Source organism: Paenibacillus glycinis (genome assembly GCF_009909185.1).
GTDB lineage: Bacteria > Bacillota > Bacilli > Paenibacillales > Paenibacillaceae > Paenibacillus_Z > Paenibacillus_Z glycinis.
This window is the reverse complement of sequence record NZ_JAAAMV010000009.1, coordinates 210,299-234,555: the sequence shown is the minus strand read 5'-3', so window position 1 is coordinate 234,555 and position 24,257 is coordinate 210,299. Positions and strand designations below refer to the sequence as shown.

Here is a 24,257-nt window from a genome sequence, read left to right as displayed (position 1 = left end):
AAATTCAGGTTTCAATGTGCTGATGGGACTACTTTGCCCGCGGCTTCTCGTCGACAACGATCAGGACCGCAAGATGCTGCGGCGGCATGGGATAGGTCGCTGAGGGCGCTCATACTAGAGATTGACGTCTTTCTCCAGGCATCTGGTACCCGAGAATTAGAACGGAGAAAAACAGCGATATATGTATAATCATGGACAATAATATAACATTCCTTTGAGAAGAACTAGGACTTGAATACAAAAAAACCGCGTAAAACGCCGCGGTTTATAGGCAGCCGTTTGGCTGCGATAACTTGTATCACAGGCGCATGCGTTCGGCGAACTAACAGTCTATACGAGGGCCATAGGCCATGGTCCAGACTGGCTCCGAGCCTTCATCGTACACATTGCCCGTCCATGGCGTGCCGCAGATGTGCAGATAGGCGTATGGCGTGCCGTCGAACATCACCCAGGCGCCCGCATCCCTGACCGAAGTCGGCAGCCCGCTCTGCTTCGCGTCGAATGGCCATATGATCATCCAGTGGGGACCGATCGGAATGGCCGGGCTCGTTCGGTCGAAAGGATCGGTGGTACTGTGCTGCGATGCGCCGCACAGCATATAGATGAGGCCAGGAGCCCGATTCGTGGGCCGCGGCCTCTTGGCGATTAGGTCCATCATCCATTGCAATCCCATGGGATCGGCACACATGGGAGGGTTGCCGATCTGATTCTCGTCGCCCGGAAAACAAACCCAGTTGTTGGTCCCGCGTCGCAGGATGACCAGATCGCCGTCTGCGTCCATTTCCGCAACGGTTGCATCGCGGGTGATGTTCCGAGGGCCGGACAACATCGCTCTCGCAATCTTGATGCCAAGGATCTGTTCTGGCTTCGTTGCTGGGACCGGCTGTCCGGGCGGCATACTTGCGATCGCGTTGTTGCTGAAGGACCCGGAGGCCCCTTCTTGGGATACGGAACCGGGGGCGTGACTACGTTCGTGTCGAGCCGAAATCGAAACAAGCGGATCGATCGGGGGCTTGCCGCGCATTGCGGCTGCAATTCGGGATGCCGCGGCTGTGCGAGTTCCCCGCGTTTTTTTGAGCGTTGGTTTTCGCTTTGCCATCATCGTCTTCCCCCCTGTATTTATCCGCTATTAGATTAAGGTCGCATCGCAGCCCGTAGGGCATTCGTTTTCTCCACCCAAATATATTTCGGACGCCGTGTATTCATGATAACTATTTCGCTTGCCGGATGATCAGCCGGGGCATCTTCGGAGCTTCAATCGACCGGCTGATCAGCACAACCGTGCCTTCGGAAGCATAATGTACAGTCGCGCTTCCATATCTCGCGCGGGGACTCGACGCCCTTCCGCCAAACGCCTAATTCTCTCTTAAAGTCCATGCGAGCCGATACAATAACTCAAAAATAGACATATAAATATAGCATCATAGAAAGGGGATGGTCATGTGACTCGATTAATCGATGCGCGAACGTCGATGGGGATCAATGCAACGGATTTCAATCCCGATCCGTTTCCTTCGGACACGCCCGTGCTGGTGGGACAAGTCGGGCTGAACGTGCCAAGCACGACGCCGGGCATCATCCGGGCTCAATTCGACGGGATCGTAGGCATTCAATTGCCGGAAACGCCAACGGGCGGAATCTTCGTAACCTTGACGCTCGTCAGGGGATTCTTGCCGACGGACGACATCGTGTACGAATCCTTCAGCAGCTTCGATACGGTCAACAACAATCAACTCATTCCGTTCTCTGCCTCGGACTACAACGTTCCTGCCCCTGCCGGCGGCGAGCTCGTCTACACGCTTTTTCTGGAAACGCCCAATGCGGGTCCGTTCGTCCTGCGGTCCGGGCCGGAGAATTTCAATGCGTCGGTCTATACGGATTAAAAAAAACGACAGCCGATTATGGCTGTCGTTTTTCCGACTGACGTGAGGAGAGTTCCCGCGCGCTATCCCGGTTGTCCCCCCTGCAGCGAATCGTATACATACGGATCGATTTGCGAACGATAATCGGTACATGAAAGATAGTCAAAGGAGTACGCGCAATGCCCTTCATAGCTTTGGACGTCGTTTTCATGCTTGCGGCATGGCGCTGGGGAGATTGGCGACACTGGCAGCGATACCATGCGACCATTTTGTATTTCTTGCTTGGCGACGTTCTCTATATGGTGCTGACACGGAATCGCCTGCTATGGCAGCATCAGCCCTGGCCGCCCATCTCTACGTACATAGGCGTCGAATTATGTTGTTTCGTATGCTTCGCGTGTACCACGCTGATTTACTTAGGTCGATTCCCGAAAGGGGTCGGCAAGTCGATCGCATGGATTGCTTGTTGGGTGGCCGTGTATTCCTGCATTGAGGTCATCTATTTGTTTTGCGGCGCGATAAAACATTTTAACGGTTGGACGATGCTTGATTCCGTTCTATTCAATATGACGATGTTCCCGATGCTGCTATTGCATTGTTATCGGCCATTACTGACGTACGCGATCTCCATACCGCTTGCCGTTGCGATCGTGATTGTTTTCAAGGTTCCGATAAAATGAACGTTCTCTGTCCCCTTGACATAACCGGTTCGCTTAAAATGGTCACGCGCTTACGTAATATTGCGCCTGCGCGTTCCATAGCTCGGCGTATTTCCCGCCCCTATCGGCGACAAGCTCGTCGTGGGAACCGCGCTGAATGAGCCGCCCCTCATGAAACACCGCGATGTCATGGCAGAACCGGCAGGACGAGAGCCGGTGCGAGACGAAGATCGCCGTCTTGTCGCCGATGATTTCATGAAAGCGCGCGTAGATCTCGAACTCCGCGATGGGATCCAGCGCCGCCGTCGGCTCGTCGAGGATCACGAACGGCGCGTTCTTGTACAGCGCCCTGGCCAGCGCCACCTTCTGCGCTTCGCCTCCCGAGATCTCGACGCCCTCATCCGAGAAATCCTTGTGCAAGCAGGTTTCCAGCCCGCCCGGCATGGCCTTTAGCTTCTCGCCGAACCCCGCCGTTTGCAGGCACTCCTCCGCCAATTTCGCGTCATACGTCTCGGAAGCGGCTACGTTTTGTCCAAGCGAGAAGGAATACAGCTTGAAATCCTGAAACACGACGCTGAAGATCCTCATATACGCTGCGTAGTCGTACTCCCTTATATCCACGCCGTTCAATGTAATCACGCCATCCGTCGGCTCATACAGCCGGCACAGGAGCTTGATCATCGTCGTCTTGCCGCTGCCGTTCATGCCCACGATGGCAAGCCGCCGGCCGACATGCAGCTTCATGCTAAGCCGCTCGATGGCGTAGTCGCTCCCGCCCGGGTACTTGAACGACACGTCGCGAAATTCGAACTCCAGCTCGTCTTGCGGGATTGGCCGGGCGCTGCCGCTCTTCCGGATGTTGTCCGGCAGGTCGAGATAATGGAACATCAGATCGAGATACGGGTTATTGGTGATATAGTTTCCCAGCACCCCGATCAGATTGGCCAAGGCTCCGACCGCGCCGGTGACCGCGCCGATATACTGCACCACGCTGCCCAAGGGATACATGCCGTACAGCGCCCGCAGGCCGATAAACAGATAGACGCAGCCTGCCAGCAGGGCATTCATCCCCGCCGCCAACGCGTTATTTTTGCCCAGGTAGTCGAAGAACTTGTACCAGTACGCCAGCCCGTCCGATTTCTTGTAATGCTCCTCGATCGCAGGCGCTTGTTTATAGAGGCGAATGTCTTTCGCGGCGTTCTTCGCCTGCATATATTCGTTGAAAAACTGGATATAGGTGTTCGCCTTCGGGTTGATCTCGAACGCTTGCTGCAGGATTCGCTGCTCCCGCTTCTTGACGACATACGTAAAGGGAAGAATGAGCAGCACGAGCAAGATCAACAAACCGGTGGCGAACGGCGACGTGATGAAGGTCCGTTCGTAATTCGAGGCCGAGGAAAACATGCCGAACACCAGCACGATCGCCGCCGCCAGTTCAAACAAGGGCTGGAGCAGTTCAGGAAGGCTCCAATGCAGGCGCAGGATGCCGAGCCCGTTGCCGTTGGCCTTAGCCTCGATATCCGCCAGATTCTCGTTATTGGCAGCATCTTCGATCTGATCATAGTTCAGCTGCATGTACCGATTGCCGAGGAAGAAATAGAAGCGCGCCCACAGCGTGCTGTTCATGGTCGTAATCCGGCGCGTCACCACGGCGTTTAATGCCGACAGGACGAACGCGAGCCCCACGGCAAGCGCGGCGTACAGCATTATTCGGCCGATGTCGCGGTCGCCGGCCAGCTCGTTGATGATCCGTGCGGACAGGAAGAGCACCGCGAACGGCTGCGCGGCCTTGATGAAGGAGCCGACGACCGTCAGCGGAATATAGGCAGGCGTCAATTGATTTACGATCCCGTAGCCCCGCCACAGGTTACGCCAGATGGAGCGCGTTTTCATGCTCGGCCACCTCCCCTTCCTGATAGTAGTGCGACTGCACGATGAACATCTCGGCGTATTTTCCGCCAAGTCTCATCAGCTCGTCATGCGTGCCGCACTCGGCTATGCCGCCCCCGTCGATCAACAGGATCCGGTCGCAAAAGCGCGTGCTTGCCAGCCTGTGCGAGATATAGATCGATGTTTTGCCCGCGGTCAATTCGGCGTAACGCTGGTAGATCTCGCTCTCGGCGATGGGGTCGAGCGCCGCCGTCGGCTCATCCAGAATGATCACCGGCGCGTCTTTGTACAGCGCCCGCGCCAGCGCGAGCTTCTGCTTCTCGCCGCCCGAGAGCTCGATGGCGTCGTTGTGCACGCGCCGCACGAGATGCGTCCGCTCGCCTTGCTCCAGTCCGTTTACCTTATCGATCAGCCCGGCCAGCTCGAGGCATTTCATGACCTTCTCGCGGTCGGTCCGATCGGCGGTCTGCTGCGATACGTTGCCCGCGATATCCACGCAGAAGAGATGGATGTCCTGGAATACCGTAGAGAGCAGCGTATAGTACTCGTCCCTGTTATAGCGCGCAACATCGACGCCGCCGAGCGTAATCTCGCCGCTTGTCGGCCGATAAAGCCCGCATATGAGCTTGATCAGCGTCGTCTTGCCCGCGCCGTTCGCGCCGACGATGGCGATGCGCTCACCCGGCTCGATCTCGAGGTCGATGCCGGAAAGCGTCGGCTTCTCCGCATCGGGATAGGCGTACCCGACGTTCTTAAGCGTAATGGCCGGCGGCAGCTTCTCGCCGGAGGGCAGCGCGTGGCCGGGTCCGGTATTCGCGCGATCCGGCACGTCCAGGTAGACGCGGATGTCCGACAGCTCGCTGAGGGCGCGCAACAGCTCGCTCGTATGGGTCATGATCCCCGACAGCCATCCCGCAAACGCGCCGATCGCGGCAAACGCCAGCACGAAATTGCCTAACGTGATCTGGTCGTTCAGCAGCAGGTAGATCAGAAAAGCGTACGCTCCGCCGTCGCGGATCAGGCTAAGCAAGGCGTCCGACAGCTGCGCGTTCATGTCGCCCGTCGCTACTTGGCGTTCTTTGCCGTTTGACGCGGCAAGCACGTTGTGAAAGACGCCGCGGATCAAACGGCTAAGGTCATAGAGCCGCACGTCCTTGCCGCCGGAAGGTTCTTTCGCAGCCTTGTGCATATACCAGAGCTTGCCTTGCAGCTTCGACCGCTCTTCGCGCGTATCCCTCTCGATCTTGCGGGCATGCGAGAGCGCAAGCCAATTCATCCCCGCCGATAGGGCAAGGAACAGAATGATCAGGGGGTGTACGGTAACAATAACCGCTCCGTATGTAAGAAACCCCAAGAGGTTCAATAATAGCTGCGCCATCACGCGCGGGATATTGGAGGCGGGAGAGTGATTGCTTTGCATCGCGCGTCCCGCCTTCTCGCCCAGCTTAGCGTAACCGGGGCTCTCCAGCACCTCGAAGTCCATGTTCAGCAGTTTGCGCATGGCGATCTGAAGGTGGCTCAATATGCTGATGGTACCCACGGATTCATTGGTCATGAGGTCGGCGTAGCTTTTCGCGCAGCTCAGCGCGGCCAGGAGCAGCCCCATCATGCCCACCGACAGGATAAACTCGCCCGGCGTGACATGTGCGGTAAGCTTGTCGATGACGATTTTGGGCATCAGGATATTGACGAAAGGCACGGCGACGCCGACAAGCGCCGTGATGGCGCAACAGATTAGCGTGAGTGGCCTTGCCCGCAAGTGCAACCGCATCGAATAAGCGATGTTCGACCATGCGGAATACGGCGTTTTTACTTTTGACATGCGAGTACCTCCTTCGTTGTACGTGAACAGTGCGCACTGTCGTGAAGAGCATAGCGCATTCCCGCATGCAAGCCTATAAAGCGTTGGTTGAATGGCTGCCTCGGCCTGGATTCAACCGCGGGTTGAGTCGGTCCGATACGGAACCTTTGATTACGCGGTTGGCGGAACGACCGGAAGCAGGATGGAGAATACCGTGCCGTTCGGACTCGTGTGCAAGACTTCCATTCGTCCCCCGTGATCCTGAATAATCTTGTGCGAGATGGACAACCCGAGCCCCGTGCCATGCCCCTTCGTGGTATAGAACGGTTCGAATACCTTTTCTCTCGTAGCCTCGGACATCCCCGATCCCGTGTCGGACACCTCGATGCATACCGATTGATCGATTCCGTATATTTTCACGCCGATTCGGCCAAGGTCCTCCATGGCGTCGATCGCGTTTTTGAACAAATTCACGAGCACTTGCACGATTTTATCCCGCTCTACTTTCACGAAATAAGAATGCACGGGATAGTCGATATGGAACTCATGACCGTTCCGCTCGACTTCCGTCGCCATGATCGAGACCGCCCTTGCGATGCACGACTCGATCGATTCCGTTTTCACGTGCGACAGATTCGGTTTGGAGAATTGCAAGAACTCGGAGGTGAGCTCGCTGACTCGCGTAATTTCATCCATGATCATGGGGTGATAGCGGTCAATGTCCTTGTAGTCATTCTGATGGGCTAATTGCAGGAACCCTTTGATCGTGGTCAGCGGGTTGCGAATCTCATGGGCCATGCCCGCCGCCAGCTCGCCGATCACCTTCAACTTGTCCGCCCGAAAAATATGCTCGTCCCGATTCATCCAAATTTCCTTCTTCTGCAGAAAAAGCTGATTTTCGACATCGGCTATCGTTTCGCCTGCGGAGCGTCCATTAGAGTAAGCATGCGCGTAAATAATGTCCAAATGAGGATACGACGCAATGATCGCGGCCAATACGTCTCTTATGCTCTCTGCAGGCGTCAGTTCGGCAATCGTTTCCATCGCGATCGCGAATTCGCTCCCGCCGTAACGGGATACGATCGAGGAACCGAAGCGGCGTTCCAGCTGGCAGGCAAGATCCTTCAAGCCATGGTTGGCCTGCTCGTAGCCGTGCTCGAAATTCATGGATCTCAAGTCTTGGCAGCTCAAGATGATTAAACAGATTTCATCGCGTTCCTTCATCTTGTTCAGTTCTTTTCGGAATTCATGGTAATTGAGCAACCCCGTCAGAACGTCCCTTTTCAATAAGTCGTTGTTCTTTTTCTCCAGGCTTTCTTTCTCTTTTTGATTGCTTTTGATTTTCCATACCAAGGTAACGAATACGAGCGAGCTCGCGATATCGGAGAGCGTGACGAGCAGGGAGTAGTCATTGATCGGGGAATACGAGAAGCGGATGAGGCTGTAAACGGTCATAATAAAAAGCATGCTGAGAATCTCGCGCTTTAGATCGTCGCTGCGCGTTAGTTGCCGAATGAGCAGGATCACATAGATCATCAAGCACCAATTCAGCTGGCTTAACCAATGAAATAGAATTAACAGCACCAACTGCAAATACGCGTACTTGCGGTTATTCGGGTTCGCGTTGAATGCGAGCAACATCGCGATCCCCGTCGCCATCATGAAGCCGGCGTGATCCGTCCGTCCTAAATAGATCGACGAAAACGAAATAATGCCGATCATGATGGGAAGCAATATTTTATACAGGACGGTGTTTACCATAGCGACGTCACCTTTATTCTTCGTGTCGTTTCGCTCTCATGCGGAGAACGAATAGTTAACTATTCGCTATATTGGTTTATTTTCCCTCCGAAGACGCAACAAAAACCATTCGTTTTTGACGAATGGTTTTCGTGGTCCCGCGTTCGCGGTCGGATTGTTTCAGCTCGGCAGCCGCGGAAGGGCTCGTCCCTCCCTTAACGATCGATGGTCGCCATGATCCAATCGGGATAACGGTTTCCGGATACTTTCCCTGCACCCAGCGCGGCGTCGAGCTGCTTCATCTGCGCAGCATCAAGCGCCACGGATTCGGAGGCGACGTTCTCCTCCAGATGATTTCGGCGTTTCGTCCCGGGAATCGGCACGATGTCATCTCCCTTCCGCAGCAGCCAGGCAAGCGCGATTTGTCCGGGTTTGGCCTGTATTGCCGAGGCGATCTCGAATACGATCCTTGCCGCATGCAGGTTGGCGTCGAAATTCTCTCCCTGGTAGCGTGGATCGTTATGCCGGGTATCGTCCGGCGGGTACGACTCGGCTCGCTTGATCTGCCCGGTCAAAAACCCCCGCCCCAGCGGACAGAAGGGAACGAGTCCGATACCCAGCTCGCGCAGCAGCGGAATGATTTCCGGTTCCAAGTTCCGCTCCCATAAAGAATATTCGCTCTGTAACGCGGACACCGGATGGACAGCATGCGCGCGGCGAATATTCGCGATGCCCGCCTCCGACAGGCCGAAGAACCGCACCTTCCCCTCCCTGACCAGATCCCCGACCGTTCCCGCGACCTCTTCGATCGGAACAGCCGGATCGACGCGATGCTGATATAGGAGATCGATGTAGTCCGTTCCGAGCCGCCGCAGGGAACCTTCCACCGCTTCGCGGATATGATCCGGTCTGCTGGCCCTTTCGGCCCCGACCTGTTTGCCGTTCTGAAACCGAAAGCCGAACTTGGTCCCGATGATCACCCGTTCCCGCCGGTTTCGAAAGGCTTTGCCGAGCAGTTCCTCGTTCGCGAGAGGTCCATACCCTTGAGCCGTATCAAAGAAGTTGCAGCCCAAATCGATGGCGCGATGCAGCGTGGCGATGGACTCGCCTTCGTCTGCCGGTCCGTACGATTGACTCATGGGCATGCAGCCGAGGCCGATTGCCGACACCTCGAGCCCCTGATTGCCTAGTTTGCGTTTGTTCGTCGTCATGGTCGGTTTCCTCCGTTCGAATCATGTTACTCGCGCGGAACGCGCTTGCTTACGGCGGCGTCCTCCGTCCCATTATCCGTGAAACGGAGCTATGGCGTGCGCCTATTGCTGCATTAATCTTGCCTAATTCTGCAGGTCGCGCCAATGTCCCGACTTCGTTCGCTTGCGTTCATTCACGATAATCGTATAATTTAGCTACATTGCCCCAAGGATCTCGCAGGGGAAGGAGGGCGACACTCGAATGTTAATCGAAGAAGACGGCTCCCGTCTTAAGAGGAGATTGGACCGTCTCATAGAAATGACCGGGCATATCGCGCAAGCAGACGGAAGCACCGGCACCGTCATCCCGTATTTGACGATCGACCGGCACAGTCGGGATCGACCGCCGATCCCATGCGTATTGACCCCTTCCTTTTGTCTCTTTCTTCAAGGCACGAAGAAAATTCATGTCGGCAAGCACATCTTCCATGCGCATCCGGGTAACTTCTTGGCCGCTATGATTGACCTGCCCGGAACGACGCAAGTCGTCCAAGCGACGAAGGAATCGCCGTTTATCGGGCTGCGTATCGACTTTACCATGGCGGAAATCGCCGCGGTAATGACGGCTGCCGAGATCAAGGTTATGCCGCGGGACAAGAAATTGAACGCCGGAGCCTTCATCGGCAGTTCCGATGCCGATTTTCTGGAATTGTTTATCAGGCTCTTGAAGCTGGTCGACAAGCCGGCGGAAGTTCGCTATCTATCCGCGCTCATCAAACAAGAAATGATTTTCAAACTGCTGTCGGGCGATCACGGGCATTTGTTTTTTCAGCAGGTCCTGTTCGACCGGCAAGCAGACGGCATCGGGAAAGCCATCGCTTGGATAAAAGAAAATGTCACGCGTACATTTACTGCCCGCGAGCTCGCCGGTTATGCGAATATGAGCGTATCGGGACTGCAGCATAAGTTTAAGGTCGTCACGGCGATGGGGCCGCTGCAATATCAAAAGCAGCTCCGCCTTCAGGAAGCAAGGCGATTGATGTTAAGCGGCGCGATGGATGTCACGACTGCCGCATTCGAAGTCGGATATGAAAGCACGTCGCAATTCAACCGGGAATACAGACGGCTATTCGGGTCCCCGCCCCTTCGAGATATCAAAAGCATTCAACGATCCGCGACGAAAAAGAAGGAATGACGAGAAGTTGCATATCCGGCACGATCACGTATAATCTGGTTAGATGTAATCGTTTTCAAAGTGGGGAGTGAAATCGGATGATTAAGCTTCTGCTCGTCGAAGACGAGTCCGCGACCAGAAAAGGACTGATGAAACATATCAACTGGCATGAACTCGGCGTCGATCTCGTCGAAGAGGCCAAGGACGGCATCGAAGGACTCGAAGCGGCCGGCCGCCTGCAGCCCGATATCGTCGTATCGGATATCCGCATGCCGGGCATGAACGGCATCGACTTCACCGCGTCCGTCCGGGAACGGTTTCCCGCCTGCCAAATCATTTTTTTGAGCGGGCATTCCGACAAGGAATACTTGAAAGCCGCCATCCGCATCAACGCGGTCAGCTACGTCGAGAAACCGATCGATGTCGACGAGCTGCAGGAGACGATCGCCAAGGCCGTACGGCTGTGCCGCGAGAATTTGAAAGTCGACCATATGCAATCGGCGCTGTCCGAGAGCCTGCCGTTCATCAGGCAGACGATCGTCAACGGGGTCATTCGCGGCCCGATCGATGACAGCGAGCTGCAACGCAGCCTGCAGCTCGCCGGCATCTCCTTCGCCCCCGGCAGCGCGTATACGGTTTCCATCCTCGTCCCCGCCTACGGCGAAGAAGAACCGAACGACGTCAAACAGCGCTGCGCCAACCGGATCATCGACTATTTGCATCAAGCTTCGAACGGTTTCACGCACCTGGCGGCCATGCAGGATTCCGTGGGCATCGTCGTCATCTCCGCGCATCGTCCGGAGCGCCAGAGAGAGCTGGCCGCGGTCTACCCGCTGCTGACGGCGCATCTGAACGATCGGCATCCGCCATGCCCGAAGCTGTCCTGGATCGTCGGCACCGCTTCGCCCGGATGGCCGGGAATTCCCGATTCCTACGAGGCGGCGGCCGGATATCTGAGTCACCTCTTCTACTGCGACTTCGGCAAGCTCGTCTATGCCGCCGACAAGCCGAACGCCGCGTGCAAGCTCGATAACGAACTCCTCCATACCTACGCGAAGCTGCTGCGGGAGCTGCACAAGGATGCGATCCTGTCGTTCACGGACCACCTCTATCAGACTATCCGAACCCGGACCGGCACGCCGGTCGACGATGTCAAGAACCTGTTCTGCCGCATGCTGCGCATGCTCGCGGAGCAAGCCGAGAAGCGCGGCCTGAACCTGAGCCAGTCCGGGTCCGAGCAGGAGGAATACGACTGGGCGACGATATCCAAGATCGGCACGTTCAAGCAGCTGAAAGACTATTTTCAGCGCAGAGCCTCCTTTCTCCTCGACCGCATCGCGAACATGGAATCGAACTGCCGGGCCGTGCAGGACGTGAAGAAGTATATCCGGGGCCACTACGGCGACAAGGAAATCACCGTGAATCTGCTGGCCGATCACGTTCACCTGACGCCGACTTATCTATCGTCGCTGTTCAGGAAAGAGACCGGCAAGACGATCGGCGAATATATCACGGAAGTCCGCATCGCGCGTTCCGCGGATTTGCTGATGGAGCCGCAATCCAAGCTGTACGAGGTCGCGGATCTGTCGGGCTACAACGACGCCAATTATTTCGCGAAGGCCTTCAAGAAAATCACCGGCATGACGCCTACGCAATTCAGGAGAAACCACAAGCCGTGAGAAAGCCGCTGCGGACGTTGACCGGATTGTTCACGAACATGCAGATTCGGCGCAAGCTCCTGATCTCCTATTTCATCCTCATCTTCCTGCCGCTCGCGCTGATGACTTCGTTCTCGTACAAGAACGTCTCGCGCGATTACGAGAAGCAAATCCTTCACTCCGCCGATCAGTCGTTCGACCAGGCCTTCACGTTCTTAAGCTATAAACTGAACACGCTGATCAAAGCGTCCGACGTCATCTATTTCAATGCCGACGTGCAGACGATGCTCACCAGGGACGAGCATGCGTTCGGGGACGATTATGTCCAGCAGAATATCGACCGGCAGAAGCTGGAATCTTTCTTAAGCAGTTTTCAAAACGCGGAAGACGTCTATCGGGCCAGCCTGTACGTGCCCGGTTGGCTGATGTATGCCGGACAGAACTTCAATTTCTTCGACATGGACGCCTTCTCCCGAACCAAGAGCTATGAAGCGCTGCTCGCTTCCAAGGATAAGGTCAGCTGGCTGCCGGAGCATGCGATCGCGAACAACAACACCAACCTCGATCCGGTACCGGTCATCTCGCTGCTCCGCAAAATCCGCAACAGCGAGCAGACGACGGAAATCATCGGCATTATCGAACTGAACATTCGCAAGGACATCGTCGATGAGATCCTGCAGAAAGCGAATATCACGAATGACGGCGTCGTCTATATTCAAAATTCGAACGGCGCGATCGTCAGCTGCTCCAACATGGACAATTATCATCGCATCAGCCCGGATCCGGCGCTTATCCAGGACACCCGGAACGCGCTGGACACCGGGGACGCCGGCATGTCATGGAACAACGCGACAATCGGCAGCGGCGAGCATGTCGTCAAGACAAGGGCGATCGAGAACACGGATTGGACGATGGTGACGGCGATTCCGGTGTCGGAAATCTTTAGGCAAAGCATCCGAATCCGGGACCTCATGCTCGTATTGATGCTTGTCTGCGGCCTCCTCTCCTACGGACTGGCCTACTTGATCACGGGCGCGACGGTCAAGCGCATCCTGCTGCTCAAGAAAAAAATGCGGCTGGTGCAGGAAGGCGTGCTGAACGTAGAAGTGCAATCCGCGATTCCCGACGAGATCGGCGAGCTGGCCGACAGCTTCAATCACATGGTCAAACGAATCCGGCTGCTCGTCCAAGAGCAGTATCAGAACGGCAAGGAAATCAAAAACCTGGAGCTCAAGGCGCTCCAGGCGCAGATCAATCCGCATTTTCTGTATAACACGCTCGAAATGATCAACTGGAAAGCCATCGACAACGACGTGCCCGACATCGCGGTCATCTCGCAATCGCTGGCCAAGTTCTACAAGCTCAGCCTGAACAAAGGCAAAGACATCGTCGCCGTCGAAGACGAAATCAATCATATTCGCGCCTACGTGCAAATCCAGAACTTGCGCTTCGACAATAAAATCAAGCTGGACGTTCGGGTCGCCCCCGAGTTGTACGCCTGCGATATCCTGAAGCTCATCCTTCAGCCCTTGGTCGAAAATGCCATTATCCACGGCATTCTCGAAGCCAGGAACAGCCAGGAAGGCACCATAACCGTAACCGGAAGGCTCGAGCGCGGCGAGATCGTCTTGACCGTCCGGGACGATGGCGTGGGGATGCCCTCGGAACAAGCCGAAAGTCTGCTTGCCGGCGGGATCGCCGATCCTGACGTTCAAGGATACGGCATCCGCAACATCGACCACCGGATCAAGCTCTGCTATGGCCAGGAATACGGCCTCGCCTACCGCTCGTCGCCGGGCGACGGCACGGAGGTCGAGATACGCATCCCGAATCGCTTCCGGTAAACAAAAGGTTCAGGAGGCATGCCGCCCTTCCTGAACCTTCCGCATGCGGAATGGGTTACTTGTTCGCCGCTAGGAACGCGTCCAGCTGCTTCTGCATCTCGTTCATGATTTTCTCCGCGCCTGCGGCTTTGATTTTGGATTGGAGCGTTTTCAGCCCGTCCTCCGGATTCTTCACGTAGCCATAGTTGAGCGGGAACGAATATTGCTGCACGATATTGGTGACGGCGGCCATCTCGTTCTTCACCGGCTCGAAGTCCGGCGTGAAGAGCGCGTACGGGTTCTCTCTCGCCCGGTCCGCCAGCCGCTGGCGCACTTCCGCGTTGTTTGGCGGCGTACCGACGACATCGTAGCGGAGCTCTGGCGCCTTAAAGCCCCAAGAGCAATAGCCGTCCGGCGCGAAGCCGTCCAGATCCAGCGGCTTCAGCTTATTGTCGGCCGTAATTTCGTAATGCTTGCCCTCGATGCCGTACGTCAGGAGATTGTTGTAGCTTCGGTCCGTGCGCAGCAATTCCAGGAGCATCAGCGCGCGTTCCGGATTTTTGGACGAAGCCGGTACCGCCATGCCATCCTGCATCGCTTGCGTTTTATACGTGTACTTGCTGTTCAGGTAAAATTGGACGTCCCAATCCGGATGCTCCATGTATACGCCGCTCCAGGAATCTTGATTATGCAGCTTGGACGCGGCCTTCCCTTCCGTTAGCATTTTATCGTCTTTGTTGGAGAGAATCGATTTGGACCAGTAGCCCTTGTCCCCCCAGTCTTTCATTTTCTTGAAGTAATCCAGGATGCCGTCCGTCTCGTACAAGTTAAAGATCTTGGGATTGGCATCATCCATGTTGATATAGAATGGGGAGAACTGGCTCGAAAGTATGCCGTAATAGCCTTGCGAGTTCGCATAATACGACTCCAAACCGCCGGAGGAGCTGATATCGCCGCTTGGATCGAGCTGAGGATCGTTCTTCACGACCGCATCCATGAATTTCCCGTAATCATCGATATTGTCGATGGACGTCAGTCCGTATTTCTTCATGAGATCTCCTCGGACGATATAGCCCATATCGCCGTACTGATAGAACTCCGAGGGAATGGCGTAGAGGTGGCCGTCCAATTCCGTCTGCTTGTAGAAATCCGGGGTGATCTGGGCAAGGCTCTTCGGCGCGTATTTCTTGGCCAGGTCCTTGACGTCCATAAATGCGCCTTTGCGCGCATTCTGGTAGAAGTTCGTCCACGTCGAAGCATAGATCAGGTCGATCGGTTCGCCCGAAGCGAGCAGCAGCGGATATTGCGTGCCATAATCGGCCCAGCCGACCCAGTTCACTTTCAAGGTCGCGTTCAAGTCTTTCTCGAGCTTCTTGTTCAATTCGGCAAGCACCATGTCGTAATCCCTGGCAGGCGAACCGATCAGGTACATGGTGAGATTGACGTGCTTGGACAGGTCAATATCCGTTGTCGCCGCGGCATTGCCGGTACCCGCAGCGCCGTTATCCGTCGTTCCGCTCGCCTTGTCGCCGGCGCCCGTATTGCCGTCGGTCTTCGAATTGCCGCTCGTGCCCGAATTGCCGCCGTTGCCCGCGTCGGCGTTCGAATTGCCGGCGTTATTGCCGCAGCCCGCCAGCGCAACCGCCATGACGAGCACGGCGGCCAGAAGCAGCGTCATTACGTTCGATCTTCTCATACGCATCCCCCTTGAACGAGTCGTTTATGCGATAAACCGGATGATCCGGCATTATCCTTTGATTGCGCCGACCGTGAGGCCCTTGACGAAATATTTCTGCACGGACGGATAGACCAGAATAATCGGTCCCGTCGCGATAACGGCCATGGCCAGCTTGAGCGACAAGGTAGGCACGGATATGGCGGCTACGCTGGCCATCTTGGAGATCCGAGAGATGGCCTCGGCCGATTGCAGCGTCGAGAACAGCAAATATTGCAGCGGGTATTTGTTCACGTCCGTGATGTAGAGCATCGCGTTGTACCAGTCGTTCCAGTAATCCAGGGCATAGAACAAGCCGATGGTCGCGAGCCCCGGCTTCGTCAGCGGCAGGATAAGCTTCATGAAGATCGTGAAGTCCCCCGCCCCGTCGATCTTGGCCGATTCGCTGATCGAATCCGGAATCGAACTGATGAAGGTTCGCATCACGATGAGATAGAACACGTTGATCAGCAACGGCAGAATCAAGGCGAGCATGTCGTTTTTCAACTGCAGGTACTTCACGAAGAAGATGTAGGTGGACAGAATGCCGCCGTTGAACAATGTCGTGAAGTAGAAGAAGAACGCAAGCTTGTTCCGGTACTTGAAATCCTTGCGGTTCATCACGTAGGCCGTCATCGACGTCACGAATAGTCCGACGATCGTCCCGACCACCGTAATGAAGATGGATACGCCGTATGCCCGTATGATCGCTTCCGGGAACTTGAACAACACGCGATAGGCTTCCAGCGAGAATTTGCTCGGCAGGATGCCGTAACCATGCAGCGCGATCGCATTCTCGTCGGTAAACGATCCCGAGATGAGGATCTCGAAGGGCAGCAGGCATAGGATCGCCGCCACGGTCACGACCGTATAGCTGATCAGGTTGAATAACAGGTTCGCGCCTTCCGTCTTCGGAATCGTTCCCTTCCGGTCGATAGCAAGCTTATTCTCCATAGATCCCCTCTCCTGGCGAAAACGTAATGGCCCCTTCCTTCTACCCTGGTCGTGAGCTCCGCTCACTGCTCGGGCATGCATCCTAGAACAACGCGTTGTCCGGTCTGGTCCTTCGTATGAATCCGTTCACCGCCATGATGATGACGAAGCAGAGCACGGATTGATAGAATGTCGCCGCGGCCGGCATCGCGATATCGCCGCTCGTCAGCAGCGAGCGGAAGACGAACGTATCGATGACGTCGGTCGAATCGAACAGCTGGCCGTTATTGCCGACGATCTGGTAGAACATCTGGAAGTCGCCGCGCAAGATCCGGCCGATGTTGAGCAGGAACATGATGAAGATCGTCGGGCTGATCGACGGGATCGTAATATAGAAGACTTTCTGAAACACGTTCGCGCCGTCGATCTCGGCCGCTTCGAAGCATTCCGAGTCGATGCTGAGGATCGACGCGATATAGATGACCGACGTATAGCCGACCCACTTCCACGAGTTGAAGAAACAGATGATCACGATCCATATCGAAGGCGATTCGTACAGGTTCACGGGGGCCATGTGCAAGGCTTTCAGCACCGAGTTCAGCGTTCCGGTCTCGTAGTTGAAGATGTTGTACACGAAGACGCCGACGATCGTCCAGGAGATGAAGAACGGAAGGAAAATAATCGATTGCGATACTTTCTTGAAATACTTCCCTCTCATCTCGTGAATGAAGATCGCGATCATGACGGCAAACAGCTGCGAAGTAATCAGATTGAGCAAGTTGTACAGGATCGTATTGCGCGTGACCCGCAGCCCGGTGCCTGAGTTAAAGAAGTACTTGAAGTTCTCGAACCCGTTCCAATGACTGCCGAACACGCCGAGATCGAACCGGTAGTCCTTGAACGCCAGGATAATCCCCGCCATCGGGATGTAGGAGATCAAGAAAACCAATAAAACGGCAGGCAGCGCCATTAGAAACAAGGTTCGATTTTTACGGAGTTCATAGAGCACGCCGTGCTTGTTCAACCGCTATCCCTTCCTTCGTCCGCGAGTCTTTGCGAGTGCGCCATGGCGTCATGGCGTCAAGGATTTAGTGGCACACCCTGTCCATGTACAGCTTGAGGAACGCGGCCGAATCGACGCGCTTGGCGGCCCGGATGACGGACCGGTCGGCGTTGCCGCGCCAGTAAAGCGCGCTACGGTTATACGTCTGCCCGCGCGTATACTCGCCCTGCGTCTCCACCACGATGTCGTCTTGCTGAAAAGCCAGCAGGAGATCGTCGAATACGGCGCAGACGGCGAGCGGATCATGCAGCATCGGCTCGTGATCCGACACCTTCCGCCACCTGGCAAGCAAATCGGGCAGATACGCGGCCGATCGTTTCGGGCTTGTCATCAACCGGTCCGCGTCTTCCTTGCTTAGGACGCATTGCACCGTCACGTCCAGGCCGACCGCCCTGATCGGGATGCCGGATTCGAACACGACTCTTGCGGCTTCCGGGTCGCACCTCATATTCCATTCGCTCAGATGGCTGTAGAAGCAGCCGCCCATCATGACGATCTCCTTCACCTTGCTTCGGAGCGCCGGTTCCCGGAGAATGGCGATCGCGATATTCGTCAGCGGACCGATCGGCACCAAAGTAATATCGCCGTCCGAGGCCATGATCGTCTCGACGATGAAATCGATGCCGTCCGTGCCGTACCCTGCCGCCGCTCCGTCCCTTGCTTCGTCGTATTGGTTCGGAATCTCGTTCACGTCCGCCTTGTTCAGGATCGGACTTCCGATGCCGGCATGGACGGGAATGTCCGCGCGTCCTGCCCGCTCCAGCAGTTGCACCGCGATCTTCGCCCTCGCTGTCACATTTTTGAACACCGTCGTAATGCCGAGCACGTCCAGTTCCGGCGACTCCAGCGCAAAGGCGATCGCCAAAGCATCGTCGATATCGTCGCCGATATCCGTATCGATGATGATCTTCGTCCTCTCCATCTTCCGCCTCCATAGCTGCGTATTTTCATTCGCGTACATGCGCTGAACATGAGCCGCGCAACGATATTGAAAAGGCTTACATGCTCTATTCTAGAGCGAATCGGGATGGGTTCATATATACAAAAGTACGATTTCAAGTAAAAATATACGATGTTGCGACTTACGAAAATTGTCGCCAGTTTGTCGTTATCTTGGAGGAACGAAAAAAGCCAACCCGATCGACGAATCGATCGAATTGGCTTTGGTTTGCATGTAGAAGGCTGCCTCGCGGCAGCCTTTTGGTAATCGAACATCATCGCTTATCCGTAATACAACGGTGCGTGTAGCGGAGGCTTTTTCAATATGGATTCAGTCCAGCGCGCCGTATATGGCTGCCCGCAGCCTTGGATGGATATACGGTTCATGGCTTGGGAGCATTTGCTGCATATAAACGACGGACAATTCCTCGTGCGGGTCGATCAGGGTCCACGATCCGGCAAGGCCCGCCCAGCCGAATTCGCCGATCGTGCCGTTGTTTCCTCCCGTTGCGGGATCCATCAGCACGCGAACCCCAAGGCCGTAGCCGTAGCCGCTCATTTGCGACCAGTCGAAATCCTTGCGCAGCTGCGGGTCCAAATGATTGGTCCGCATCAGCTGTATCGTCTTCGGACCGAGAAGACGGACGCCATTCCATTCGCCGCCCCTCGACAGCGCCTGCGCGAACCGGCTGTAGTCTTCGATCGTCGACAGCAGGCCGCCTCCGCCGCTCTCGTAGCCGCATCCCGGCTGGTACGGCGCGTCCATCCGATCGTTGACGGTCAACGTGCCGTCGTCCGCGATGTCATACATCGCGCATAACCGGTCCCGCTTGTCGTCCGCGATTCGGAACGAGGTATCGTTCATTCCGAGCGGGTCGAAAATCTCTTTCTGCAAATACGCTCCAAACGTCGTGCCGGACAGCACCTCGATCAAAGCGGCCAGAACGTCGTGGCTCGTGCCGTATTTCCAGTGCGTGCCGGGATCGAAGGCAAGCGGAATGGCCGCCAACTGCTTGGACAGCTCTCGCATGTTCATCGTGGCGACTGCGTTCTTCATCAAGGCGAGGGTTTGGCGTTCGGTTTCCGTGCCGGTGCCGCCGTAAGTAAGCCCGGATGTCATGGTGAACAGATCCTTGACCAGAACCGATCGGGACGCGGGCGACACCGTTCTTTCGCCATATTCGTTGTAGCGATAGACCTGCGGATTTTTGAATTCGGGCAAATACTCTTCCAACGGATCGTTCAACAGGTAGCGTCCTTGCTCGTAAAGCATCAGCGCGGCCGTGCAGGTAATCACTTTCGTCATCGAATAAATGCGGTAAATGGTATCCGCGCCGATTTTCTTCTTCGCGTTCAGATCCGCATAGCCGAAGTTGTCCTGGAAGAGCACCTCCCCGCGCCGCACGACCGTTAACGCGCAGCCTGGCGGTCCTTTTTCCACGATGCTGTTGAGAAGCGGGGTCAAACGTCGTTGCATCCGATCCATCGATCTATCCCCTTTCGGAAACGCTTACCATCAATAGTATCATACGGTTCGGATGACGTAAGTAGGACCATCGTCTCGGTTCGCAAACGTATCGCATCTCGCCCATCGCCGTCATGCCGACGCTAATTAATGCCGGCCCCCGATCGTCTTGCACTCATTTAATCGAATGTTGTGCTCGCGATTTACCTTGTTCATGAACGCCATCTTATCGTCATCGTTCTCGCATACCGTCGCATGCCTGATATACGCGAGCCACCCTTTCTTCTCGATGCAGGAGAGGTAGAAAGGATACTGCTCGCGGGATTGGAATATATAATAACCCGTTTTTATCGATCTCCACTGCTCGTTTAACGCGTCGCGGAGCGGAATCCGGGAGCGCTTGTCCCAATCGAGCGCTTGCTGTTTGCTGCGAATCGTCGTATAGATCTGTTTGATGATCGTCGCATCCCGCACGACCACGAAGGAATCCCAACCCGAATGCTTCGCGCATTCGATCACGTCATGCTGTCCGTCTGCGAACCAATACCCTCTCACCAAGCGTTGATAGCGTTCGTTATACGTCCAAACGGCTCCGAACCACCGGTACGATAAGGAATACATGTCCAAGTACCCTGGAGCGCACGCGAAATGAACCTCTGGCTGCCTATCCGTATGCTGCATTGCCTCTCTCTCCTCTCCGTAACAATCCCATTCTAATATGAACCCTCGTAAATATGGCGTAAATTAACCGGGACGCGATGTAAAAAATACACAAAAGCGTCTGGAAGCGAGACCGGAGCATGCGGCGATCGGGCTGCGAACGAAGGATCACGAAAAAGGCGCCTTTAGGCAAAAGCGCCTTATGCACTACCCCGTCCGCTGCCGTTATTTCGCTCCCGGTTAGGACAGGTATTGATCGTCGCTGACTTGCTCCATCCAATCGACGGCCCGGCCGTCGAGACGTTCTTGAATGGCGATATGGGTCATCGCCGAAGTCGGGGATGCGCCGTGCCAATGCTTCTCGCCGGGCGGAAACCAGATCACGTCCCCGGGATTGATGACCTCCATCCGGCCTCCCCAGCGTTGAACCCTGCCTTGGCCTGCCGTTACGATCAGCGTCTGCCCCAGCGGATGCGTATGCCAGGCGGTTCTGGCTCCGGGTTCGAACGTAACGGCGGCACCGGCCGCGCGTGCCGGATCGGCTGCTTCGAACAGGGGATCGACGCGCACCGCGCCCGTAAAATAGTCCGGCGATCCTTTGCCGGACGGTTGCGATCCGGTTCGTTTGATATCCATCTTCTACGTCCCTCCATGAGCGTTGCGAATTTTTGTCGCGGCCATGTCTTCGTTGACCGGTTCTCTCTTCCTGACACGGAAGCGGCCGCAAGCAATCGTAGCCCACTCGGCGTAGAGAATCAAATCGATACGGCCCGGCGCAGCCGCGATTTATGCGAAAACCCGTTGTCCTAGCCAGATTGCGCCCAAGACGAATGCCAGGGACGAAGTCGCATAGACCGCATATTTCGAGTATTTCCACCGGTGCATCAAGATCAAGACCGGCAGCGCGACGCCTACAAGCGTGATTTGAACGGTTTCGATGCCGAGGTTAAAGCTGATCAAAGCCGTTGCCAGCTGCGAGGTCGGCAGATTCATTCCCTTTAATAGATCCGCAAAACCCATGCCATGCACCAAGCCGAACAAGAACGTCAATATCCAGCGATGGCTGACTTCCTTGCGAATCATATTATCGATTGCCACGAAACAGATGCTGAGCGCGATCATCGGTTCGACGAATTTCGGAGAGATATCGATGATTCCCAGTACCGTCAAGGACAACGTAATGCTGTGCGCGATCGTAAATGCGGTGATCATCGTCGCATACTGTTTGAATTTTTGGCGCGCGATGACTAACGAAAACAAAAACAACAGATGATCGTACCCGCCCAAGATGTGATGAATGCCAAGATCGAAAAACGAATACCAGCCCGACATGAATGACTTCCTCCCCGTTATGGCTTGCCCGCGCTCTCGTTACTTCAGAGGCTGCATAATCAGGACAAGTATAGCGAAGCCAAGTTACGCCTATCTACCGATTATTATCAGAAAATTGTTAAATGTGTGAAAAGCTGACGAATGATGGGGCATCATCGCGGATTGCATTTGCTTTGCATTTGCTTTGTTCCTTGCACTGCTGTAATATTAAGCATCTAAATGCTACTTTTGGAGGACGAATAAATCGTGACAAAAGAAAAGGCGATTTTCGGCGCAAAACAGGAATTGAAAACCGATCACGATTTTGAGTTGGCGATCATGCATAAAGAACCTATCGAGACCTTCCAAGATCGCATGCGGCTTAGACCGATTACCACGATCCGTTCGTACAACGATCATTCCGTTCGGATCTCCGACGGCACGACGATCTTCCGTAATTCGAGCAAGTTTTATACGCTAAGCGAGGAAGACCGGGCGGCTTATACGTCAAAGTAATTCCGTGAACGGGAGGCAGCATAAGCTGCCTCCCGTTTTCGTTTCACGCCTGTTTTATAAGGGCTTCAACACCATAAGCACCGCTATCGCGACCATCAGCAGCTGCGCCGCCGTCTCGACGGGGACGACCTTCTTCAACATTCGACCGAGCTCGGAGGGGACTTCGTCTCCTTTGCCTTGGCTGATGGCCGCCATTTCCATCACCTTCTTCATGCGCGGCCCGATCAAGGCCTCGATCGTGGCGATCATGAGCAGCGACAGCAGGATCGATAGATTCAGCCACGTTTGGGACAGCCCCGCCTTCGTTAGGATCATCAGCCATACCCCGGTAATGATTAGGACGGTTCCGCCGAGCTTCGGCAGGATGGCAATCTTGTTCGTTACCTCGATCGCAAAGCGCAGCTGGCCGACGGTTCTGGCGGATCTTCGAATGACGGGAACCACGAAAGCGGGGCCGATGATCGCGATCGAAGCCAAGACGTGAAATACGAGAACCCATCCAAACAAACTCCCCATCTTCCTTACTCCTCCTTATCGCGCCGTAATCGCGCTTCGATAGGCGATACCGACCCTTTTCCCCTTGAACGGTCCTCCGAGCTCGACATGGTCCAACATGCATTTCGCGACATCGTCGTAAGCGACGTTCAATTCTTGAAAGCGGCCGAACAAGTGGCCGGCAATTTCGGCCTCGGAGTATGTCTTGATCGTCTCCGGCATCGGAACGGGCAAGGCGTCCGTCGTTACATGCAGCTGAACCGGCTCCGGAGACGCCATTGCATCCAGCATGGTTCCCGGACACATGACGGACCAATCGAGCCGAGTCCGTTGCAGCCTTTCGAAATTCCGGTCGTGATTTTTGTACTCGGGCGGGAAGCCCGGCAAATCGTTGCCGATCAGACCGGTATGCGGAATATCGAGCAGTCCGGCTCCTCCCATGATCCATACGCGCCCGGAGAAACTAGGTTGGGCTTCGCATTGGCTGATAATGTTATCGACGAGCCGAACGAACTCCTCTCCCTGGCCCGCATGGCCGGCCGCGATAATCGCAACGTCTTGATGCGCAAGCGCCGCGCCGACGATCGCCGGGTCCATCATATCTCCTGCGATTACGTTCACTTGATTTGCGGCTTGCTCGCCCAGTTGTTCGGCAAGCTTCCCGGCATTTCGCACGAATGCGGTCATTTCATGACCCCGATCCATCCCTTGCGCCAGCATGCGTTTCCCCGTATTCCCCGTCGCTCCGAAAACGATCATCTTCATTGTGTTTCCTCCTCTTATTGGCTTCCAATATTTTCTTAACTTCAGCTTAGCATCGCCTCGGAATCTTGTTAAGAACGCACTTTAAAGTGGGGTACTTACTTATAAGTAAGCAGAGGAAAACAAAGGTCTGATGACCGAAAAAGGAATCGCGCAGACGATTGGAGCGACAACAAAAGCTGCCCGGAATCCCGCGGCAGCTTTTGTTTGACTTGAATTGAATGTGGGGCGTGCGCGTACAAGCGAATTAAACCTGCTTCAGGACGCGGACTCTTCGTATTTGCGCTTATTATGGTTCTCTCCCCAAGCGCACATGACTTCCGCTACGGGGATCAACGTTTTGCCGTATTCGCTTAGCGAATATTCAACCTTTGGCGGGATGGCGGCGTAAACCGTTCTATCGACGATGCCTTCCTGTTCCAAATCGCGGAGATGCTGCGAAAGCATCTTTTGCGATACGTCCGGGATCAGCTTCTCCAGGTCGTTGTACCGCTTCTTCGATTCCATCAAATGCCATAAAATCATCGGCTTCCATTTGCCGCCTAATACATGAATGAGCGTCTCCACCGGGCATTCGCGCTGATGAATCATTGATCATCATC

22 protein-coding genes are annotated in these 24,257 nt (G+C 55.3%); 6 read left to right on the top strand and 16 right to left on the bottom strand.

Annotated elements, in window-relative coordinates; genetic code table 11:
* Nucleotides 1-322 precede the first annotated feature (322 nt).
* Nucleotides 323-1,102 carry a hypothetical protein gene (locus tag GT019_RS13740; RefSeq protein WP_161743745.1) on the bottom strand — a complete coding sequence of 260 codons (780 nt, stop codon included), beginning with the start codon at nucleotides 1,100-1,102 and terminating at the stop codon, nucleotides 323-325.
* A gap of 340 nt (nucleotides 1,103-1,442) precedes the next feature.
* Between GT019_RS13740 and GT019_RS13735 the strand changes: the two genes are divergently transcribed.
* Both GT019_RS13735 and GT019_RS13730 read left to right on the top strand, forming a co-directional pair.
* Nucleotides 1,443-1,883, top strand: a complete 441-nt coding sequence (locus tag GT019_RS13735; RefSeq protein WP_161743744.1) for a hypothetical protein — start codon at nucleotides 1,443-1,445, stop codon at nucleotides 1,881-1,883.
* A 158-nt stretch (nucleotides 1,884-2,041) separates the two neighbouring features.
* Complete coding sequence (locus GT019_RS13730) at nucleotides 2,042-2,542, top strand: CBO0543 family protein (protein WP_161743743.1); 501 nt, start codon at nucleotides 2,042-2,044, stop codon at nucleotides 2,540-2,542.
* A gap of 42 nt (nucleotides 2,543-2,584) precedes the next feature.
* Here the strand turns inward: GT019_RS13730 and GT019_RS13725 are convergent, their stop codons facing one another.
* The 4 genes from GT019_RS13725 to GT019_RS13710 all read right to left on the bottom strand — a co-directional run bounded on the left by GT019_RS13725 (nucleotide 2,585) and on the right by GT019_RS13710 (nucleotide 9,163).
* Nucleotides 2,585-4,414 carry an ABC transporter ATP-binding protein gene (locus GT019_RS13725; protein ID WP_161743742.1) on the bottom strand — a complete coding sequence of 610 codons (1,830 nt, stop codon included), beginning with the start codon at nucleotides 4,412-4,414 and terminating at the stop codon, nucleotides 2,585-2,587.
* Nucleotides 4,389-6,233 (bottom strand): ABC transporter ATP-binding protein, encoded by a 1,845-nt coding sequence (locus GT019_RS13720; protein WP_161743741.1) that lies wholly within the window; start codon nucleotides 6,231-6,233, stop codon nucleotides 4,389-4,391. Before GT019_RS13720 ends, GT019_RS13725 begins: the two co-directional genes overlap by 26 nt.
* Nucleotides 6,234-6,383: 150 nt before the next feature.
* The gene (locus GT019_RS13715) at nucleotides 6,384-7,973 is read right to left on the bottom strand and encodes an ATP-binding protein (RefSeq protein WP_161743740.1); all 1,590 of its coding nucleotides are present in this window, start codon (nucleotides 7,971-7,973) and stop codon (nucleotides 6,384-6,386) included.
* 194 nt (nucleotides 7,974-8,167) lie between these two features.
* Complete coding sequence (locus GT019_RS13710; protein WP_161743739.1) at nucleotides 8,168-9,163, bottom strand: aldo/keto reductase; 996 nt, start codon at nucleotides 9,161-9,163, stop codon at nucleotides 8,168-8,170.
* Nucleotides 9,164-9,404: 241 nt separating this feature from the next.
* Here GT019_RS13710 and GT019_RS13705 point away from each other — a divergent pair, with 241 nt between their 5' ends.
* The 3 genes from GT019_RS13705 (at nucleotide 9,405) to GT019_RS13695 (ending at nucleotide 13,818) form a co-directional block, all read left to right on the top strand.
* A complete protein-coding gene (locus GT019_RS13705) occupies nucleotides 9,405-10,337 on the top strand; it encodes an AraC family transcriptional regulator (protein WP_161743738.1) in 933 nt (310 codons plus the stop codon).
* Between the two features lie 77 nt (nucleotides 10,338-10,414).
* A complete protein-coding gene (locus GT019_RS13700) occupies nucleotides 10,415-11,995 on the top strand; it encodes a response regulator (RefSeq protein WP_161743737.1) in 1,581 nt (526 codons plus the stop codon).
* Nucleotides 11,992-13,818, top strand: coding sequence for a cache domain-containing sensor histidine kinase (locus GT019_RS13695; protein ID WP_161743736.1), 1,827 nt, complete (start codon nucleotides 11,992-11,994; stop codon nucleotides 13,816-13,818). The genes GT019_RS13700 and GT019_RS13695 overlap by 4 nt, the downstream gene beginning before the upstream one ends.
* A 55-nt stretch (nucleotides 13,819-13,873) precedes the next feature.
* Here the strand turns inward: GT019_RS13695 and GT019_RS13690 are convergent, their stop codons facing one another.
* From GT019_RS13690 to GT019_RS13655, 8 genes are all read right to left on the bottom strand, one after another.
* Entirely contained in the window at nucleotides 13,874-15,493 is a 1,620-nt protein-coding gene (locus GT019_RS13690) for an ABC transporter substrate-binding protein (protein ID WP_161743735.1), read from the bottom strand.
* A 51-nt stretch (nucleotides 15,494-15,544) separates the two neighbouring features.
* Entirely contained in the window at nucleotides 15,545-16,465 is a 921-nt protein-coding gene (locus GT019_RS13685; protein ID WP_161743734.1) for a carbohydrate ABC transporter permease, read from the bottom strand.
* An 82-nt stretch (nucleotides 16,466-16,547) separates the two neighbouring features.
* Nucleotides 16,548-17,468: an ABC transporter permease gene (locus tag GT019_RS13680; protein ID WP_235947927.1), complete on the bottom strand. Its 921-nt coding sequence runs from the start codon at nucleotides 17,466-17,468 to the stop codon at nucleotides 16,548-16,550.
* 64 nt (nucleotides 17,469-17,532) lie between these two features.
* A complete protein-coding gene (locus tag GT019_RS13675; protein WP_161743733.1) occupies nucleotides 17,533-18,429 on the bottom strand; it encodes a nucleoside hydrolase in 897 nt (298 codons plus the stop codon).
* 348 nt (nucleotides 18,430-18,777) lie between these two features.
* Complete coding sequence (locus GT019_RS13670) at nucleotides 18,778-19,932, bottom strand: serine hydrolase domain-containing protein (RefSeq protein WP_161743732.1); 1,155 nt, start codon at nucleotides 19,930-19,932, stop codon at nucleotides 18,778-18,780.
* A 126-nt stretch (nucleotides 19,933-20,058) separates the two neighbouring features.
* Nucleotides 20,059-20,592, bottom strand: a complete 534-nt coding sequence (locus GT019_RS13665; RefSeq protein ID WP_161743731.1) for a hypothetical protein — start codon at nucleotides 20,590-20,592, stop codon at nucleotides 20,059-20,061.
* 219 nt (nucleotides 20,593-20,811) lie between these two features.
* Nucleotides 20,812-21,207 (bottom strand): (R)-mandelonitrile lyase, encoded by a 396-nt coding sequence (locus tag GT019_RS13660; RefSeq protein WP_161743730.1) that lies wholly within the window; start codon nucleotides 21,205-21,207, stop codon nucleotides 20,812-20,814.
* A 150-nt stretch (nucleotides 21,208-21,357) separates the two neighbouring features.
* Entirely contained in the window at nucleotides 21,358-21,903 is a 546-nt protein-coding gene (locus GT019_RS13655) for a HupE/UreJ family protein (protein WP_161743729.1), read from the bottom strand.
* A 246-nt stretch (nucleotides 21,904-22,149) separates the two neighbouring features.
* Between GT019_RS13655 and GT019_RS13650 the strand changes: the two genes are divergently transcribed.
* A complete protein-coding gene (locus GT019_RS13650) occupies nucleotides 22,150-22,398 on the top strand; it encodes a hypothetical protein (protein ID WP_161743728.1) in 249 nt (82 codons plus the stop codon).
* Nucleotides 22,399-22,452: 54 nt separating this feature from the next.
* Here the strand turns inward: GT019_RS13650 and GT019_RS13645 are convergent, their stop codons facing one another.
* The 3 genes from GT019_RS13645 to GT019_RS13635 form a co-directional block, all read right to left on the bottom strand.
* Nucleotides 22,453-22,914: a DUF2269 family protein gene (locus tag GT019_RS13645; RefSeq protein WP_161743727.1), complete on the bottom strand. Its 462-nt coding sequence runs from the start codon at nucleotides 22,912-22,914 to the stop codon at nucleotides 22,453-22,455.
* Between the two features lie 15 nt (nucleotides 22,915-22,929).
* Complete coding sequence (locus GT019_RS13640) at nucleotides 22,930-23,658, bottom strand: NAD(P)-dependent oxidoreductase (RefSeq protein ID WP_161743726.1); 729 nt, start codon at nucleotides 23,656-23,658, stop codon at nucleotides 22,930-22,932.
* A gap of 255 nt (nucleotides 23,659-23,913) precedes the next feature.
* Nucleotides 23,914-24,246, bottom strand: coding sequence for a winged helix-turn-helix transcriptional regulator (locus GT019_RS13635; RefSeq protein WP_161743725.1), 333 nt, complete (start codon nucleotides 24,244-24,246; stop codon nucleotides 23,914-23,916).
* Nucleotides 24,247-24,257 lie beyond the last annotated feature (11 nt).